The 15598-nt window shown below is 40.2% G+C and carries 18 protein-coding genes and 1 pseudogene; 11 read left to right on the top strand and 8 right to left on the bottom strand.

Features of this window, described 5'->3' with window-relative positions:
• The first annotated feature begins 106 nt into the window (after positions 1–106).
• The gene (locus tag ACP7BU_RS00505) at positions 107–550 is read left to right on the top strand and encodes a hypothetical protein (protein WP_005100815.1); all 444 of its coding nucleotides are present in this window, start codon (positions 107–109) and stop codon (positions 548–550) included.
• A gap of 56 nt (positions 551–606) precedes the next feature.
• On the opposite strand, the gene accC is transcribed toward ACP7BU_RS00505, so the two are convergent.
• Genes accC through aroQ form a run of 3 tightly spaced genes read right to left on the bottom strand, consistent with a single transcriptional unit; the run spans position 607 to position 2878 of the window.
• Entirely contained in the window at positions 607–1971 is a 1365-nt protein-coding gene (gene accC / locus ACP7BU_RS00500) for an acetyl-CoA carboxylase biotin carboxylase subunit (RefSeq protein ID WP_004280198.1), read from the bottom strand.
• Positions 1972–1989: 18 nt separating this feature from the next.
• Positions 1990–2406, bottom strand: coding sequence for an acetyl-CoA carboxylase biotin carboxyl carrier protein (gene accB, locus ACP7BU_RS00495; RefSeq protein WP_005107117.1), 417 nt, complete (start codon positions 2404–2406; stop codon positions 1990–1992).
• A 16-nt stretch (positions 2407–2422) separates the two neighbouring features.
• Positions 2423–2878 carry a type II 3-dehydroquinate dehydratase gene (aroQ, locus tag ACP7BU_RS00490; RefSeq protein ID WP_004280201.1) on the bottom strand — a complete coding sequence of 152 codons (456 nt, stop codon included), beginning with the start codon at positions 2876–2878 and terminating at the stop codon, positions 2423–2425.
• A gap of 959 nt (positions 2879–3837) precedes the next feature.
• Between aroQ and ybaK the strand changes: the two genes are divergently transcribed.
• The 3 genes and pseudogenes from ybaK to ACP7BU_RS00475 all read left to right on the top strand — a co-directional run bounded on the left by ybaK (position 3838) and on the right by ACP7BU_RS00475 (position 6302).
• A complete protein-coding gene (ybaK, locus tag ACP7BU_RS00485) occupies positions 3838–4305 on the top strand; it encodes a Cys-tRNA(Pro) deacylase (RefSeq protein ID WP_004280203.1) in 468 nt (155 codons plus the stop codon).
• Positions 4306–4549: 244 nt separating this feature from the next.
• Positions 4550–5750 (top strand): annotated as a pseudogene (locus tag ACP7BU_RS00480) (YncE family protein).
• A 69-nt stretch (positions 5751–5819) separates the two neighbouring features.
• Entirely contained in the window at positions 5820–6302 is a 483-nt protein-coding gene (locus ACP7BU_RS00475; protein ID WP_425878320.1) for a hypothetical protein, read from the top strand.
• 113 nt (positions 6303–6415) lie between these two features.
• Here the strand turns inward: ACP7BU_RS00475 and ACP7BU_RS00470 are convergent, their stop codons facing one another.
• The 4 genes from ACP7BU_RS00470 to tusD are packed head-to-tail and all read right to left on the bottom strand — an operon-like array spanning position 6416 to position 7807.
• On the bottom strand, positions 6416–6727 hold the full coding sequence (locus tag ACP7BU_RS00470; protein ID WP_004280207.1) for a TusE/DsrC/DsvC family sulfur relay protein: 312 nt from the start codon (positions 6725–6727) through the stop codon (positions 6416–6418).
• Positions 6728–6741: 14 nt separating this feature from the next.
• A complete protein-coding gene (locus tag ACP7BU_RS00465) occupies positions 6742–7026 on the bottom strand; it encodes a DsrH/TusB family sulfur metabolism protein (RefSeq protein WP_004646886.1) in 285 nt (94 codons plus the stop codon).
• 17 nt (positions 7027–7043) lie between these two features.
• A complete protein-coding gene (locus ACP7BU_RS00460) occupies positions 7044–7394 on the bottom strand; it encodes a hypothetical protein (protein WP_004280210.1) in 351 nt (116 codons plus the stop codon).
• A 44-nt stretch (positions 7395–7438) separates the two neighbouring features.
• Complete coding sequence (gene tusD, locus ACP7BU_RS00455; protein ID WP_425878323.1) at positions 7439–7807, bottom strand: sulfurtransferase complex subunit TusD; 369 nt, start codon at positions 7805–7807, stop codon at positions 7439–7441.
• Positions 7808–7877: 70 nt separating this feature from the next.
• On the opposite strand from tusD, the gene ACP7BU_RS00450 reads away from it, so the two are divergent.
• The 7 genes from ACP7BU_RS00450 to ACP7BU_RS00420 all read left to right on the top strand — a co-directional run bounded on the left by ACP7BU_RS00450 (position 7878) and on the right by ACP7BU_RS00420 (position 14610).
• Positions 7878–8888, top strand: a complete 1011-nt coding sequence (locus tag ACP7BU_RS00450; RefSeq protein WP_224215775.1) for an NAD-dependent epimerase/dehydratase family protein — start codon at positions 7878–7880, stop codon at positions 8886–8888.
• A gap of 138 nt (positions 8889–9026) precedes the next feature.
• On the top strand, positions 9027–10421 hold the full coding sequence (gene fumC, locus ACP7BU_RS00445; protein ID WP_004280213.1) for a class II fumarate hydratase: 1395 nt from the start codon (positions 9027–9029) through the stop codon (positions 10419–10421).
• A gap of 126 nt (positions 10422–10547) precedes the next feature.
• A complete protein-coding gene (locus ACP7BU_RS00440) occupies positions 10548–11039 on the top strand; it encodes a hypothetical protein (protein WP_004280216.1) in 492 nt (163 codons plus the stop codon).
• A gap of 432 nt (positions 11040–11471) precedes the next feature.
• Entirely contained in the window at positions 11472–12074 is a 603-nt protein-coding gene (locus ACP7BU_RS00435; RefSeq protein ID WP_425878326.1) for a nitroreductase family protein, read from the top strand.
• A gap of 129 nt (positions 12075–12203) precedes the next feature.
• Positions 12204–12566 carry an immunity protein Imm33 domain-containing protein gene (locus ACP7BU_RS00430; protein ID WP_425878328.1) on the top strand — a complete coding sequence of 121 codons (363 nt, stop codon included), beginning with the start codon at positions 12204–12206 and terminating at the stop codon, positions 12564–12566.
• Complete coding sequence (locus ACP7BU_RS00425; protein ID WP_425878330.1) at positions 12567–12935, top strand: hypothetical protein; 369 nt, start codon at positions 12567–12569, stop codon at positions 12933–12935.
• Positions 12936–13848: 913 nt separating this feature from the next.
• Positions 13849–14610 (top strand): alpha/beta fold hydrolase, encoded by a 762-nt coding sequence (locus ACP7BU_RS00420; protein WP_425878332.1) that lies wholly within the window; start codon positions 13849–13851, stop codon positions 14608–14610.
• Between the two features lie 15 nt (positions 14611–14625).
• Here ACP7BU_RS00420 and ACP7BU_RS00415 read toward each other — a convergent pair whose 3' ends face one another.
• Positions 14626–15567, bottom strand: coding sequence for a M15 family metallopeptidase (locus tag ACP7BU_RS00415; protein ID WP_425878334.1), 942 nt, complete (start codon positions 15565–15567; stop codon positions 14626–14628).
• Positions 15568–15598: the final 31 nt, after the last annotated feature.

The raw sequence follows: 15598 nt of genomic DNA, 5'->3' as shown, positions 1-15598 counted from the left end.
TTGCGTTAGAGCGGGACACGATCCCAAAAAATATGATAATTTAGAATCAATTGTTAACAAGATGCCGGTAAATATGAAAAAAATATGTCTTAGCCTTATCTTACTCATGAGCTCACCTTGGCTAATGGCGACAGAAAATAAAAAACCAGCGAATGCTCCTGCTAAAGCTGCTGAAATCCCAAATACATTTACTGTGAAAACCCGTCCGGAAATTGTCGGATTGTGGGGAATGGAAATCCCGAATAATAAAAAATGTATCGAATATTATAATTTTAAAGGCAATAATAATGTGGTGATTAAAAGTGGCGATGAGTGGACGTCGGGGCTATATGACTATCAGCCGGCACAGGATCCTTCGCAGCAGATTCCAGCGCTGATTCTGCAAGTAAAATATGACAATAATGAAAAAGACTGTTCAGGCAATCAGGTGGATCAGTCTGGTGAAATTTCGCAATATTTTGTGAAATGGCAAAACCCTTATACCATTAACTTCTGCGCCAATGAAAAAGCCGAACAATGTTTTGCTGTGCTCAGACGCGTATTGCCTTAAATTGCAAACAATAAAAAAACCGCTGAATGACAGCGGTTTTTTTTATGAGCTTTGATTTAAGCTTTGTCTTCAGCACCTTCAAGCTGCTTTAACAAATGCTTCTCTAGGTAATGAATATCCATTGCCTGTTTGCAGAAGTTTTTATCCTGAAGGATTAAATCTTTATGCAAAGGAATATTGGTTTTAACGCCAGTCAAAATCATTTCTTCCAAAGCATTTCTCATTCGAGAAATAGACGTCTCACGATCCTTACCATGCGAAATCAGTTTGGCAATCATCGAGTCATAATACGGCGGAATGCTATAGCCTGGGTAGATGTGCGAGTCTAAGCGGATACCTGCGCCGCCTGGTGCATAGAAGCTCTCAATCTTGCCGGGTGAAGGCAAGAAGGTTGATGGATCTTCTGCGTTAATACGGCATTCAATCGCATGTCCTAAAACCTTGACATCTTCTTGCTGAATATCCAGACCTAAGCCGCCAGCAATACGCAATTGCTGTTCGATAATATCGATACCCGTGACCATTTCAGTTACCGGATGCTCAACCTGAACACGCGTATTCATTTCAATGAAGAAGAACTCATCATCTTCAAACAGGAATTCGAATGTACCTGCACCACGATATTGCATCAATTTACAGGCATTGACACAGGCTTCTAGAATATCAGCACGTGCTTGCTCTGGTAAGTTCGGTGCTGGTGCTTCTTCCAGTACTTTTTGATGGCGACGCTGTAGTGAACAGTCACGATCATACAGATGAATCGCATGACCATTACCATCAGCAAGTACTTGCACTTCGACGTGACGTGGCTTTTGCAGGAAACGTTCCATATAGACCGTATCATCACCGAACCACATTTCTGCATCACGCTGTGCAGCCTGAACAGATTCCAGCAGGGTATCGACATTTTCTACGATACGCATACCACGACCACCACCGCCAGAAGCAGCTTTTACAATCAGTGGAAAACCGATCTCTTTGGCTTCAGCCATGGCATTGTGAATCGTTACGGCATGGTCGCAGCCCGGTACTGTTGGTACACCAGCTTTTTTCATGGCAATAATGGCAGAAACCTTGTTTCCCATTAAACGAATATGTTCCGGACGCGGACCAATAAAGATAAAACCAGAATTTTCTACGATTTCTGCAAATTCTGCATTTTCAGCGAGGAATCCATAACCAGGATGGATTGCATCTGCGCCGGTAATTTCAGCAGCTGTAATAATCGCAGGAATATTCAAGTAGCTGTCACTGCTCGCACCAGGGCCGATACATACTGCTTCATCACAGAAACGTAAGTGCATCAGGTCCTTGTCTGCGTCAGAATAGACACCTACAGTTTTGATCCCTAAAGTTCTGCAAGCACGGGTGATGCGTAACGCAATTTCACCACGGTTTGCAATTAAAACTTTTTGCAACATTATAAATCCCCGGGGTGATTAAGCGCGGTAGCGGAAAAGTGGTTGACCGAATTGAATCACTTCACCATTTTTCACCAGAATTTCTTCAATCACACCGCTTTGAGTAGCTTCAATCGGGTTCATGATTTTCATTGCCTCGATAATACCCAGCGTATCGCCTGCAGAAACGGTCTGGCCAACTTTAACAAATGTCGGTTCACCTGGGCTTGGTGCTGCATAGAACACGCCGACCATTGGTGAAGTTTCAACTGCGCCACGAGGAGATTTTGCTGCTGGCGCTTCGGCTGCTGGTGCAGGCATAGCAGGAACAGCTGCTGCAACCACTGGATTACGACGAGTTAATGCAATCGACTGATCGCCTTCTTTAACTTCGATCGCCTGTAAGTCAGATTCAATCATCAAGTCGATGAGTTTCTTGATTTTACGGATATCCATGAGACAGTATTCCTAATTAAGATTGTGTAGAAGGTTGTATTTTTTCAATGATATAGTCGAGGGCAGCAGCATAGCCTTTTGCACCTAGACCACAAATCACGCCGATGGCTTTATCGGACAAGTACGAATGATGTCGGAATGCCTCACGTGCATGCACATTAGACAGATGGACTTCAATGAAAGGAATGGCAACGCCAAGAAGGGCATCGCGAACCGCAACAGAGGTATGAGTCAATGCTGCCGGATTAATAATGATATATTGAACGCCGTCTTGCTGAGCTTGATGAATTCGGTCAACAATGGCACCTTCCCAGTTGCTTTGGAACGTTTCGAGTTGTAATGTGGCCTTTTGAGCCTGAGTAATCAGTTGCTGGTTAATATCGTCAAGACTAAGGTGACCATAAACTTCCGGTTCGCGCTTCCCAAGCAAGTTTAAATTCGGTCCATGAATAACCAAAATGGTCGAACTCATCCAGCATGCTCCAATTAAAAAGTATCGGGGTTTGTTTGCAAGATGTCTGCAAACTCTGCTTATTATTGCATGATTTTCTACATTACTATTTATAATTTCTTTGAATTAACGTAGAAAGCATATAGCAAACAGTGGCGCTATAATGAAAACTTTGCAGAGATTTGGCAATGTTAAAAAATTACAATTCGCTGGGTATTCAGATTATTTTCATTGTAAACCCAATTGGCAAAAACAGTTAATATCCTTTATGTAACTGTATCTTCATGTTAACGCTAAATTCTTCCTTTTAGTGATATTTTTAGTTTTGAGCAAGAGTTGTCTGGCTGATTTTACCGCAATGTTCGACTTCTAGAGCATAGAAAACTCTTTACATTCTGACTTTAGAGTTGTGCTGATTATCCTCTTTATATATAAGCTATCGACCGCTTCTTAAAACGTGATGAAAATTTAAAAATATAAGATAAGACAATATGTTAATGATATTTTCTCTTATTGTCCTTGGATTTTCCTAGGTCTATTCTTCCAATAGATTGGAATTAATTACATTACTTTAACTTCAAGCATCCATGATAAGTGCTGTGCAAAAATGTACTTCATCTTCTAGATATAAGGGTTGAATCTCAGCAGGTTTAAGATAAAACGCTCGACTTATATGCTTCGTGTGTATAGATCTGTGAGGTGACGAATGTGTTCATCTTCAAGTCTTCTACGCAGTAAAGATATGATTCACCTAACGCATAGACAGTGGCAAAAACACATACATTTGTTGATATTTTGCTCGTCATCATCTTTGCAGAAGAGTTTAAAAGTATTGAAGAGCGTAAAGATTGAACCAAATAGGTCTGATTGAAGCGGAATACGGGCTTAAAGCAAAATTTGCTCTGTAGTTGCCTCATCTACATTAACTTCTTGAGCTAATCTTTATATAATCATGCGATACCTCTCAAACAAGACTTTCTATGACACCTGCATGCAAACTATTAAAAGCCAATAAAATCGAATACAGCATTCATGAATATGAACATGATGCCAATGCCAAAAGTTTCGGGTTAGAAGCTGCTGAGAAATTGGGGCTTTCGGTGGAAGAAGTCTTTAAAACTTTATTAGTCACGGATGAAAAACAGTATTTTGTTGCCATCTTACCGGTACATCATCAACTCAATCTGAAAAAAGTAGCGCAGGCCGTAGGATGCAAAAAACTCCAGATGGCAGATCCTAAACATGCAGAACGCTTGACCGGTTATCTGGTCGGCGGAATCAGTCCCATTGGTCAAAAGAAACGATTAAAAACGGTGATTGATGCCAGCGCAGAACAGTTGAATACGATCTATGTCAGTGGCGGTAAAAGAGGCTTGGATATCGGAATAAAACCAGCTGATCTTGCCAATGTGCTCAATGCACAGTTTGTCGATGTACTGGATACATAAGATCGAAGTACGATGATCACCTAAATTCATAGAACCTGAAGTGATAGATTTAAAATGGCTGCATATTTTTTGGTCGGAAATAACAGTAAATCATTTTATACGTTTGTATATTAGATAAGTTAAAACACAGCCTGACTGTGTACACAACAAGGAATGAAAACAAAAATATAAATTATGATGCGGAGCATAATGGATGAAAATTCAAAATAAAAAATGACCACGGTTCTGTCTGACATTATCTGCAATGGCGATGCTTTCTGCGTTGCCGAGTGTACAGGCCGCTACTTCGTCTTCAGCAGCACCTGCCAATTCACAGCAGGTTTTCTTTGTCGGAAATAACTGGGATGGCACAGTAACCGTGATTCGTCCATCGGGTGATTTTGGCAAAATAGGCGTCATTAACATGATTCCTGACCGTAAAGAGCGCCTTAAGGAAATTCACCTGAATCCAATCAAACTGATTGCTTATACTTATTCAGACTACAGCTGGTGAAGGCAATGACCAGCTGGTGGATGATATGTACTCGACACCAGACGGTCAGTCAGTCGTTGCATCGCGCCCAAGTTTCGCTGATGTGGTATCGATTAATATCAAAACCGGCAAGATTAACTGGCGGACGCCTGTTGAAGGCTTCCGTGTCGACCATATGGCAGTATCACCAGATGGGCAGCGCATCGCTGTATCTGCATCTTCAGGAAATGTGGTGCATGTACTGGATATCCATACCGGTAAAGAGTTGGGCCGTTTCAGCACTGGCGATAAACCGCATGAAAACATTTACTTCGATGGCGGCAACAAGATCCTGAACTCTGCCATCGGCAATGTTGAAACCTCGATGGATGCACAGTGGCAAGACTTTACTAAAGGTAAGCGTTTTATCACTATCGCAGATGCCAACACGCATCAGGTGCTAAGAAAAATTGACTTCAGACCTGCACTGGATGCATTTGGTCGTAAAGATTTATCCAACTCAGTACGACCAATGGTATTTAGTAAGGATGAAACCAAACTGTATGCCCAGGTTTCATTTTTTAATGGGCTGATTGAGTACGATCTGAATCAGAACAAGATTAGCCGGATCGGACAGCTCCCTGGCAGTGACAGTATCCCGAAAGACCGAACCAAATGGGTGAATGATTCACGCCATCATGGCCTATCAATCAGTGCGGATGGTGAAAAGCTCTGTGTCGCCGGTACGATGGATAACTACGCTACGATTGTAGATCGCAAAACACTGACAGCCGGGAAACTGATTTCTGCAGGTAAACCTTATTGGGCAACGCGAAGCCCGGATGGTCGTAGCTGTGTAATTTCAGAAAGTGAAACAGATGTAGTCACAGTGATTGATTTTGCCACAGGCAATAAAGTGCTGAGTGTGCCGGTAGGAAATCATCCACAACGCGTCCGGATTGGATATGCACCAGCAGACTGGTCAACGCCGTAGTCAATCGTCGATGAGCGAAAAAGACAGCTTTTTGATAAAGGCTGTCTTTCTTTAGCTGAGGACATAAAAATGAATGATAAAACAATTCTGTTCTATGTAATACTCGGATTGCTATTGTTTGGGACTTTAGTCGGTATTGGCTATCAGGTACGACAAGAAATCTATCGGACGAATTTTACTGATCAGACCCATTCTGATCCGGTCCTGCCAGCTGAAAAATCGGCAAGCTATATATCTGTTAACTCTCCTGAGAATAGTCAAACTACGAAGAAGGAACAGAACGATACGGTTGCAAAGCAAAGCGAATTATCAAAGCAACAAGAACAGTTATATCTGGACTTTACTCAGATCATTAACGCTTTAAGTGAGGGACAACGACCAGATCCTCACCAAGTCAGTTTGTTGATCACTCAGCAGCAAAAACTGGTAGAGGCCCAACTGGTGAGCAAGGCCGAAGCGAAAGCACGAATTGATTTTCTGATTAAGGTTCTGCCTGAAATGGATCATGAATTGCATCGGGCATTGCGAGTATTAGAACAAACTCGAATTTGAAAAATTAGATCCAGATGCATCTTTCATTATTCTAAGCCTAAAAATTGCTCTCATAAAAAAGCCCAAAATATGATTTGGGCCTTTAAATACATACTTTAAAAAGCTAAGTATCTTTATAAACAGTTCGCAGGCTTGGGTACACCAGCCAAACGGCTTAAGTGACGGGCAACTAGACCAGTATTAAACTTTTCCTGAAGCATGGCATTATTGATATCGGCACTGACAGTTTTCATTAAAAATTTAATCAGTGGGCGTGTTGCTGGTGAATGACCAAACTGCTGATAGAACTGACGTACCGCTTGCAGAATTTCAAAATGCCAAGGAGTTAAGCTCAGTTCCAGACTATCGGCCAGCACTTGAGCGACTTCTTCATTCCAGATGGTATAGTCAACCAGATGGCCATCTTGATCCAATTCTAAATTCATATCTAACTCATTTATTATTTCATTGAAATGCAGCGATTAAACTCGAGGCAAAGATCTGCAAAATCCGCATAATTCAAAAGCTTTATCTGATCAGGCAAAGGCTGTACTAATAACTCCGCATCATTTTTCAGTATGTGAATTTTCGGCAAGCTTTGAAGAAATGAATGCTCTAGCAGCAAAACCGCTTCACCCATCAGCACGACCTGATCACCCATTGTATAAGTTTGAGCCAGTTGCTCTAGGATCTGCGCTGTTGCCGAATAGCTGGATTGGATCAGATAAAGTGTGTGATTTGACATTTTTATATCCTTGTTCCTTACCAATACATCACATGATCAAAGCTTTGAATAAATTCAGAATTAAGCTCAATAAATTCGATTTCTTGTTCGCTCTGTGCCACAAATGAGGAATGCTGGTTTTTTTTCTCAATCAGAATCGGAGTGAGATCATAAAACTCGAAACTGTCGACCATATTTGATGCCAGTTTGAATGCATGATGCACCTGGTCAAATTGCAGGTCTGAATGCAGCAAACTGAGGGCAGCACTTTGTAGCAGGACTTTAACTTCTGCGCCAAAAGTTGCCAGGACCATCGTAGCCGATAGGCTTTCATGCACCTGCAGACTGGTCAGATTGGCTTGGGTTAATATAACAAGTACAGATTTCACACAAGATTCCTTGGAAAAGCAACACATTCTAAAAAATGAAACATCTAGAATTGAATGAGACGTTGTGAGGATTGAACAGCATCGGCAAGTTCACCTAAACCGACCAATTCAAAGGCATCTGCCAGATTATGCTGGTGAATATTGTGACGTTGAGCATTGTCCGGATCTGTAATGCCACGCGCCAATGCTGCACTTACACAGACTGGAAGGCGAATCTGTAGCGCTTGCCATGCGTGTGTAAGATGACGTTGATCGTCGGGTACCCATTGCAGTGCATTTGCGACCGATACGCTGTCCTGATAGAAGAATACACGGAATGTTTCCTGTTTATCTTGCAAGGCCTGAGCCAAACCCAGGGCATGCCAGGCATAAATGGAAGTCGGTGCGGAGGTAACAAGAATTAAGGTGCTCATCGAAATTCACTACAGGCTTGATCAATAGCAACAGATTGATCTTGGCTTCATCAGAAAGTAGGTAGTATAAATGATTTTAGTGACGGGTGGATTAGGCTTTTTAGGCTCACATATTGCTTTAAGTCTGTTAGCACAAGGACTAGAGGTCATTGTGGTCGATAATTTGGCCAATGCCAACTTACAGACTCTGGAGCGTCTTGAATTTATCTCCGGCATGTACGTACCTTTTATCAAGATTGATATTCGCAATACCCCAGCATTGAACAAAGTCTTTGAGCAGCATTCGATTCAGGCTGTGGTACATACCGCAAGTTTTAAGTCACTGGAAGAATCAGTATTAAAACCACTTGAATATTATAATGATAATGTCAGCTGTATTATGAGTCTCATGCGTGCCATGCAACGTACCGGAGTGCGTCATCTGGTACATTTATCCAGTCTGGCGGTATATGGACAATCTGGCACAGATTTAAGCGAAGATCTGCCTTTTAACTATACCTATCCGAATCCCTATATCAAATCGCAACAGATGGTTGAGGAAATTATCCGCGATACTGCCAAAACTGACAATGAATGGCGGATTGCAATCCTACGTCTTTCCAATATCGCAGGTGCCTTTGAACACGGTGTACTGGGGGAAGCAGTGCCACCTTTGCCAAAAAATATTTTGCCTTTGGCGATGCAGGTCGCTGCACAGCAACGTGAATATCTGGAATTACGCCGTCAGGCTCATACTGCGGATGGCACAGTAGAACGCAGTTTTCTGCATGTCGCAGACTGTTGTGATGCCGTGATCAAGTCCTTGCAATGGCTGTCACAACAGCAGGAATTAAAATGTGAAGCCTTTAATATTGCTGGTGAATTGATTTCCATACAGGATTTGCTAGATCAACTGGCTGAAGTGACTCAATCTGCAATCAAAACCATGGATGCTTTACCATATCCCCATTCGGAAATGGATCAATTGGGGGCGAACATTGAAAAGGCGCGAAATATTCTACATTGGCAACCTCAGCGATCACTCAGAAAGATGCTTGAGGATGAATGGTTGTTTTATCAGAATATGCTCAGAGGGCAGTAAGTAAGAGTATTTAGCTTATATTTGATAATAATTATCATTTACATCATTACTGTAATCGATTACTTTAAATAAATAGATTAAATCATTGATATAGAAATTCCTAAAATCAGTAATAGGCAAGAAGAATTGAGGTTGAACATGCAAACACGTATTGAACATGACACGATGGGAGAGGTGGCTGTACCGAGTGAGGCTTTATGGGGCGCTCAGACTCAGCGTAGCTTGCAAAATTTCAAAATTGGCAATGAGCGGTTGCCACGGCCAATGATTCGTGCCATGGGACTCGTCAAAAAAGCGGCTGCCTTGACCAATGCCGAGCTAAACCAGATTCCCCAAGAACTGTCACGCTATATCGTGGATGCGGCAGATGAAGTCATCAGCGGGAAATGGGACAGTCAATTTCCACTGGTAGTCTGGCAAACTGGTTCAGGTACACAAAGCAATATGAACTGTAATGAGGTGATTGCCAATATTGCCAACCAGAAATTGGGCAATCATTTAGGGGCACAAAAACCGGTTCATCCAAATGATCATGTCAATCGTGCCCAATCTACCAATGATTCATTTCCAACTGCGATTCATGTGGCTGCGAGCTTGCAGATTAATGAACTTTTAATTCCGGCTGTCACACGTTTACGCGATACTTTATATGCCAAATCTCAGGATTTTGCCGATATTGTAAAAATTGGCCGGACACATCTACAAGATGCTACGCCTTTAACCTTGGGGCAGGAATTCAGCGGTTATGTCTCTCAGCTGGATCATGGGCTTCTTCGTCTAGAACAGGCATTGGTCGGACTATATGAATTACCATTAGGCGGTACAGCGGTTGGTACCGGTCTGAATGCCCATCCTGATTATGCCGTTCAGTCTGCTAAAACCCTGGGACAATTAACTGGCTTGCCATTTGTAACTGCGCCAAACAAGTTTGAGGCTTTGGCAGGCCGTGATGCTGCGGTATTTGCTTCTGGTGCATTAAAGACTTTAGCGGTTAGCCTGAATAAGATTGCCAATGATATTCGCTGGCTAGCCAGCGGGCCACGTTGTGGTTTTGGTGAATTGCGTATTCCTGAAAATGAACCGGGTTCTAGCATCATGCCGGGTAAGGTGAACCCGACGCAAAGTGAAGCGATGACGATGGTGGTCGCGCAAGTTCTCGGAAATGACACCACCATTAACGTGGCAGGTGCATCAGGTAACTTTGAACTGAATGTATTTATGCCGGTCATTGCCTATAATCTGTTGCAATCCATCCAGCTTTTAGGCGATGCGTGTAACAGTTTTAATGATCATTGCGCCGTAGGCATTGAGCCGAATCATGAGAAAATTGAACATTTCCTGCATGATTCTTTAATGCTGGTCACGGCATTGAATCCGGTCATTGGTTATGAGAATGCAGCCAAGGTTGCCAAAACAGCTTATAAGGAAGGAAAAACCTTAAAACAGGTGGCTGTTGAACTGGGTTTAGTCACCGCTGAACAGTTTGATGAAGTGGTGCGTCCTGAACAGATGGTCTCACCGAATGCTAAATAAGGGCCGGAGCACTTTTATTTTCAATCTTTACGCCTGTTTTATCATGGAATAGTCAGCAGTGGTTTTTATCTCAGGCAGAGTTGCGTACAATAGTGTTAGATGAGATTAACCACTGATGATTGTTTTATGCTTGATATTTATTTAACAGATGTTCAAAGAAAGGTGCAATTCAAGGATTATCCAGGTGAGCATCCTGTTAAATTTATTCTGAATTTCAAAAAGATTTTCCCAAGTGTGATGGAACTTCTTTTACCTGTGCTTCCCGATAATGAAAATCTGGAAGAAATGTCTTGGGAATCGACCAGCGATGATTTTGAAACCTTCCAGATGTTCTTAACTGGATGGGGTATTATCGAACTGCGTTTAAAAGCAATTACCCAGTTTAAAGATAAAGCATTTGCGGATCGTCTGGTTAAACAAGCCCAACAGAAACGCAAAGACTATCAAAAACAGCAGACTAAACTAACCACAGTTGAACTGGATTATTTGTTTATGCATGAGATGCATGCTCTGATTGATGCAGAGCTGGTGGAACTTGGTGAGAAATTCTATTTACCGATTTTACGTGAGCTGTGGAAGACTAAAGTATCTGCTCAGGTGTTGAACGCGAAGTTTTAAACGGGTTTTTTAGCTTTTATTTATAAAATTAATCTTCCAATTTTGGGGGATTAATTTTTATCTGCAAGATGAGATTTATTTCATGATGTGCTCTCTCTTAGAATAGCCTAAGCAAGATTAAATTTGGTGATTGAAGGTCTTTATTCTTAAAATTTTGATCAATAATAGCGCATGTTGAACCATTGTTTAGCGTCAGGCACTCGCATAGGGCAGTAGTTTTAACGATTGTTCAAAAAATAGATGAAAATGATCATTTTTAGCTAAAAAATATATAAAAATATCAATTAAATAGCCTAGCAATTCAGTTCATTATTTTTTAAGGTATATAGGCTTTATCTCACGTTAAAGCAAAAGTTTCATTGATTAGCTATCCTTCATAAAAATAACTGAAGGTTCAAATTTTCCCGAAGATATATCCCAGGATTTTCAAAAATGTCGAATCAGTTTTTAGATTTAATTACTAAACGCCGTACTATTTATGCTATTGCCAAGAATGTTGAACAATCTCCTGAACATCTAACTGATTTGATTCAGACTGCAATTAAGCAAAGTCCATCTTCTTTCAATTCACAGTCTTCGCGCGCCGTCATTTTATTCAATTCAGAACATGAAAAGTTCTGGGGCTTCGTCGCAGATAAATTAAAAAGCTATGCCAAAGATGAAGAAAGCGCTGCAAAAACCACAGCAAAAATGGCCAGTTTTGCGGCAGGGCTAGGCACTGTTTTATTTTTTGAAGATCACACAGTCGTAAAAGGCTTACAGGAACAATTCCCATCTTATGCTGATAACTTCCCAATCTGGGCAGAGCATTCGACTGCGATCGCACAATTTGCAACCTGGACAGCATTGCATACAGAAGGTCTAGGCGCATCATTGCAGCATTACAATCCGATCGTGGATGAACAGGTACATGCGGAATGGGACATTCCATCGAACTGGAAGTTGCGTGCACAGTTGGTCTTTGGTTCGATAGAAGGCGAGCCACGTGCCAAAGATTATCTGGCAGATGAAGAGCGCTTTAAAGTCTTCCAATAAGCTGAGATTCATATCTGCACTTAACACGGTTTAAGGGCAGATATTTTTTAGATCTCGATGAAATCCCAATCAGCTTCATTAAAATTAAGTTAAAATAGCGTGCTAATGAAAATTGATGAGTAAGACCGAATGTCGAAAAACACGCAAAACCTATCACCTTTACAAGAACTGATCGCAGAGCAAAAACTACTTTGTGAAGAAGTAGGCTCGGCTTATGTTGAAGTGAGTGGTGGTGATGTGGTTGCGGTGGCCGTACATACCTTGAAACAAGATCCGATTGTCGGCATCCGTAAAAAGCCTGAAACGGCTGAAAATATTAGCTGGTATATTTATGGTGGAGAACCTTCAAGTGAAGAAACTTTTGAAACCATGACAGTACGTGAATTACAGGACATTGCACCAGAAGTTTTACCGTATCTGGCTCTGGAAACAGGTTTTCGTTTCATGATCGATGCCGATGATTATGAAGATGTCTGGAAAGAAGAAATTTAAATGCTAAAAAAATCATCTTTCATTTGTGCTGGATTATTATTAGGACTGAGTAGCGTAGTCTTCGCACAGCCGCTTTCACAAAGTGCCTATGATGAGTTTATTTCAGCACAGACTAAAATCGTGAATGAAACCAAACATATTTTAGATGAAGATGATCAAAAGGCAGATGCACAAACTCAACGTCAGGCTTTCTGCAAACGACTGAAAGCCTATCAGGATATTCAAAAGGTGTCCGAAGAAAACAGCAGTCTGGATATGGCGCCCACGATGGCTATGATTGCCAAAAACTTTCTTGAGCGGCAGGATCAAAGTTTGACTCAATCTGGAATGACTACAAACGTATTTTGTAAAAATAGGGATGTAGAATAAATCATAAAATACTTTTCATTCTCGAACGTTTTTCGCAGTAGACTAAAAATAAATAAGTCTGTTTTACAATCAAATTTTATAGATATTAAAACCTGAAAGACCATCTCCCGAATATCATTTAATAAAGAAAATGTTAAGTTAATTTAAATTTATTTTGATGTGAATACCTCATATCCCGGGGATATATCAGCGGTAGTCAAATATATTGATAAGAATAAATGAATAATCTGGATTTTTATAATTTTCTGAAAATGTCTTATATACGTGATGTAATTTCTTGAACAGGATAATTTAAGTAGGATAGCGTGATTGCACGTTTATATTTAAGCTAATAACTTGAACATCCTAAGATATTAAAATAGCCTAAGCAATACATAATTTTAACAACTTTATCAAGAAAGGGAGAGAGGGGAAATTTATAATGTTGATGTTTACTACCTGTAACTCATTTGGACTTAAGACGTATTATTCTAAACAGAATCAAGTGGATTAATAAGCTACTTATGAATAGTCATTTTTTGATAAATAATAAGCAATGAATAATTAAAAACAATATTTTCAAAATTACCTCAGTCTATTTGGGTAATAACAGCGAGTTAGTTTAAGAAACACTCTGACCTAAAAGTGGTTTACATGTTATTAAATCCCAGTTTTAAGATTTTCATTAATTTTATTTAGTCTGCACCACAACTCAACCATCTTCTTTCATATTTATAGATAGCCAAATATCCATCCAGATCTAAAATCGTAATTTTAAATACTTACAAATCGATTATGAATTATTTAGCCTAAGCAAAATATATCCCCATAAAATAGCCTAAGCAGGATTTTATATTTAAAAATTTCGCAATTGATTAATTCCAAATATAAACCCACTATAAACACTTAAACAAAGAAATCATGGAATTCTCAAATGATCCTAAATTATCAACTTCAACACCACGAAACGTCAGTACTATCTCCAATGGTCTTTATTCATGGTTTATTCGGTAGTTTAAGTAATTTAGGCGTACTAGCTCGATATTTTTCTGAGCAAAGAACCGTGATCCAACTTGATGTATGCAATCATGGTCTTTCTGCTCATAGTTCAGACTTAAATTATCAGCTTATGGCTGAAGATGTCCTAGAAACTTTATCCAGTTTAAATATTCAAAAGTTCGTAGTAGTAGGGCATTCCATGGGTGGGAAAATTGCCATGAAATTGGCTGATTTAGCCCGTGTACAAACTGAAAGGTTGGTCGTCCTGGATATTACACCAATCCAATATCATGAGAGTCATCATACTGAGATTTTTAAAGCTTTATTTGCGGTGCAGCAAGCAAATGTTGCTTCACGACTTGAGGCAGCAAAAATTATGCGTGAATACATTCATGAAGAAATGGTAATTCAGTTTTTATTAAAATCCTTTAATAAAGGGCAATGGCTCTTTAATGTTCAAGCTTTATTTGATCATTATCCAGATATTATGGCTTGGGAAAAGGTCGAAAAAGTTAATCAGCCAGCTTTATTTCTTCGTGGCGGTAATTCTTTTTATATCTCAAAACCTGAACATTTTGCGGCAATCAATGAACAATTTTCTCAGGCGAAAATTGAATGCATTGAAAATACAGGACATTGGCTGCATGGTGAAAAGCCAGATGAAGTCATTAAACATATGCAGACTTTTCTAAATTAATTTACGATTTCGCACTTAAGGCTGAAATGTTTGAGTCTGTAATTGTCCTTCATGAATGAGTTGATGCGCCATTTCAGCTGTTTTCTTTAAACCGGGCATACGATATTCAGTATGTCCAAAATCTTTAATGGATTTCCAGCGACCGCCCCAGGTTAAACCCACCGATTCTGCAATCTGGCCAAACAGTTCATAACCACGCATGGCCCATGGATCACGTTCACTAATCACCACCTTGCCATTCCGCTTAAAGGTAATATCCGCGGCCAGACCAAACTGATGATAACTTTGAAAGCCTTTGGCCTTGGTAATATTACTGTTGGTCGCCAAAGAGTTTTGCCTTTCCGGACTTCGATAACCTTCGAGTAAAACCAGCTCATAACCATGCTGTTCGCGCATAATTTTAAAAACCATCAGTAAGCGCTGTTTAAATCGCGGATTCATCTTATGCCATTTACGGTCTGCTGTGCTGATATTTGGATTTATATGAATGTCTTCAATATTCAGATTAAGGCTTTGCGCTGAAATTACAGAATGATTTGCTAAAGATTCTTCTTGTAAGGCTTCGATAATAAGCTGTTCATCAACTTCAGTTGGAGCTGTTAATATTTGCCCATCTAATAATGCATAAATCTGTGGATCAACTTTCCTTAAATATTCAACTTCAAACCTACTTGCAGTAAGTGGCTGAGTGAAAGCGAACATTAAAATACTGGCAAATAAGCTAAATCCTGAAATCAAAATCCACCACTGCTGCAAATACCATTCAGACTGAAGATGCTCAGGCGATGCCGCCTGATGAAATTTCTGAACAAACTGTTTTGCTTGAGAAAATTGTTGTTTGCTTTGTGAAATCAAATCAAGAAAAAAATCCTGTATTCTTAATCGAAACTCGTAAGACAGCAAGGCTAACATAGCTAAGCTTAATAGAATAAAGCTGCTCAATATAATCAAAATCATCAGTTGAATGATTGATCTAATAATAATTCAA

It is taken from the genome of Acinetobacter sp. 40AMC3-4 (genome assembly GCF_049898185.1).
GTDB lineage: Bacteria > Pseudomonadota > Gammaproteobacteria > Pseudomonadales > Moraxellaceae > Acinetobacter.
This window is presented reverse-complemented; position numbering and strand designations above follow the sequence as displayed.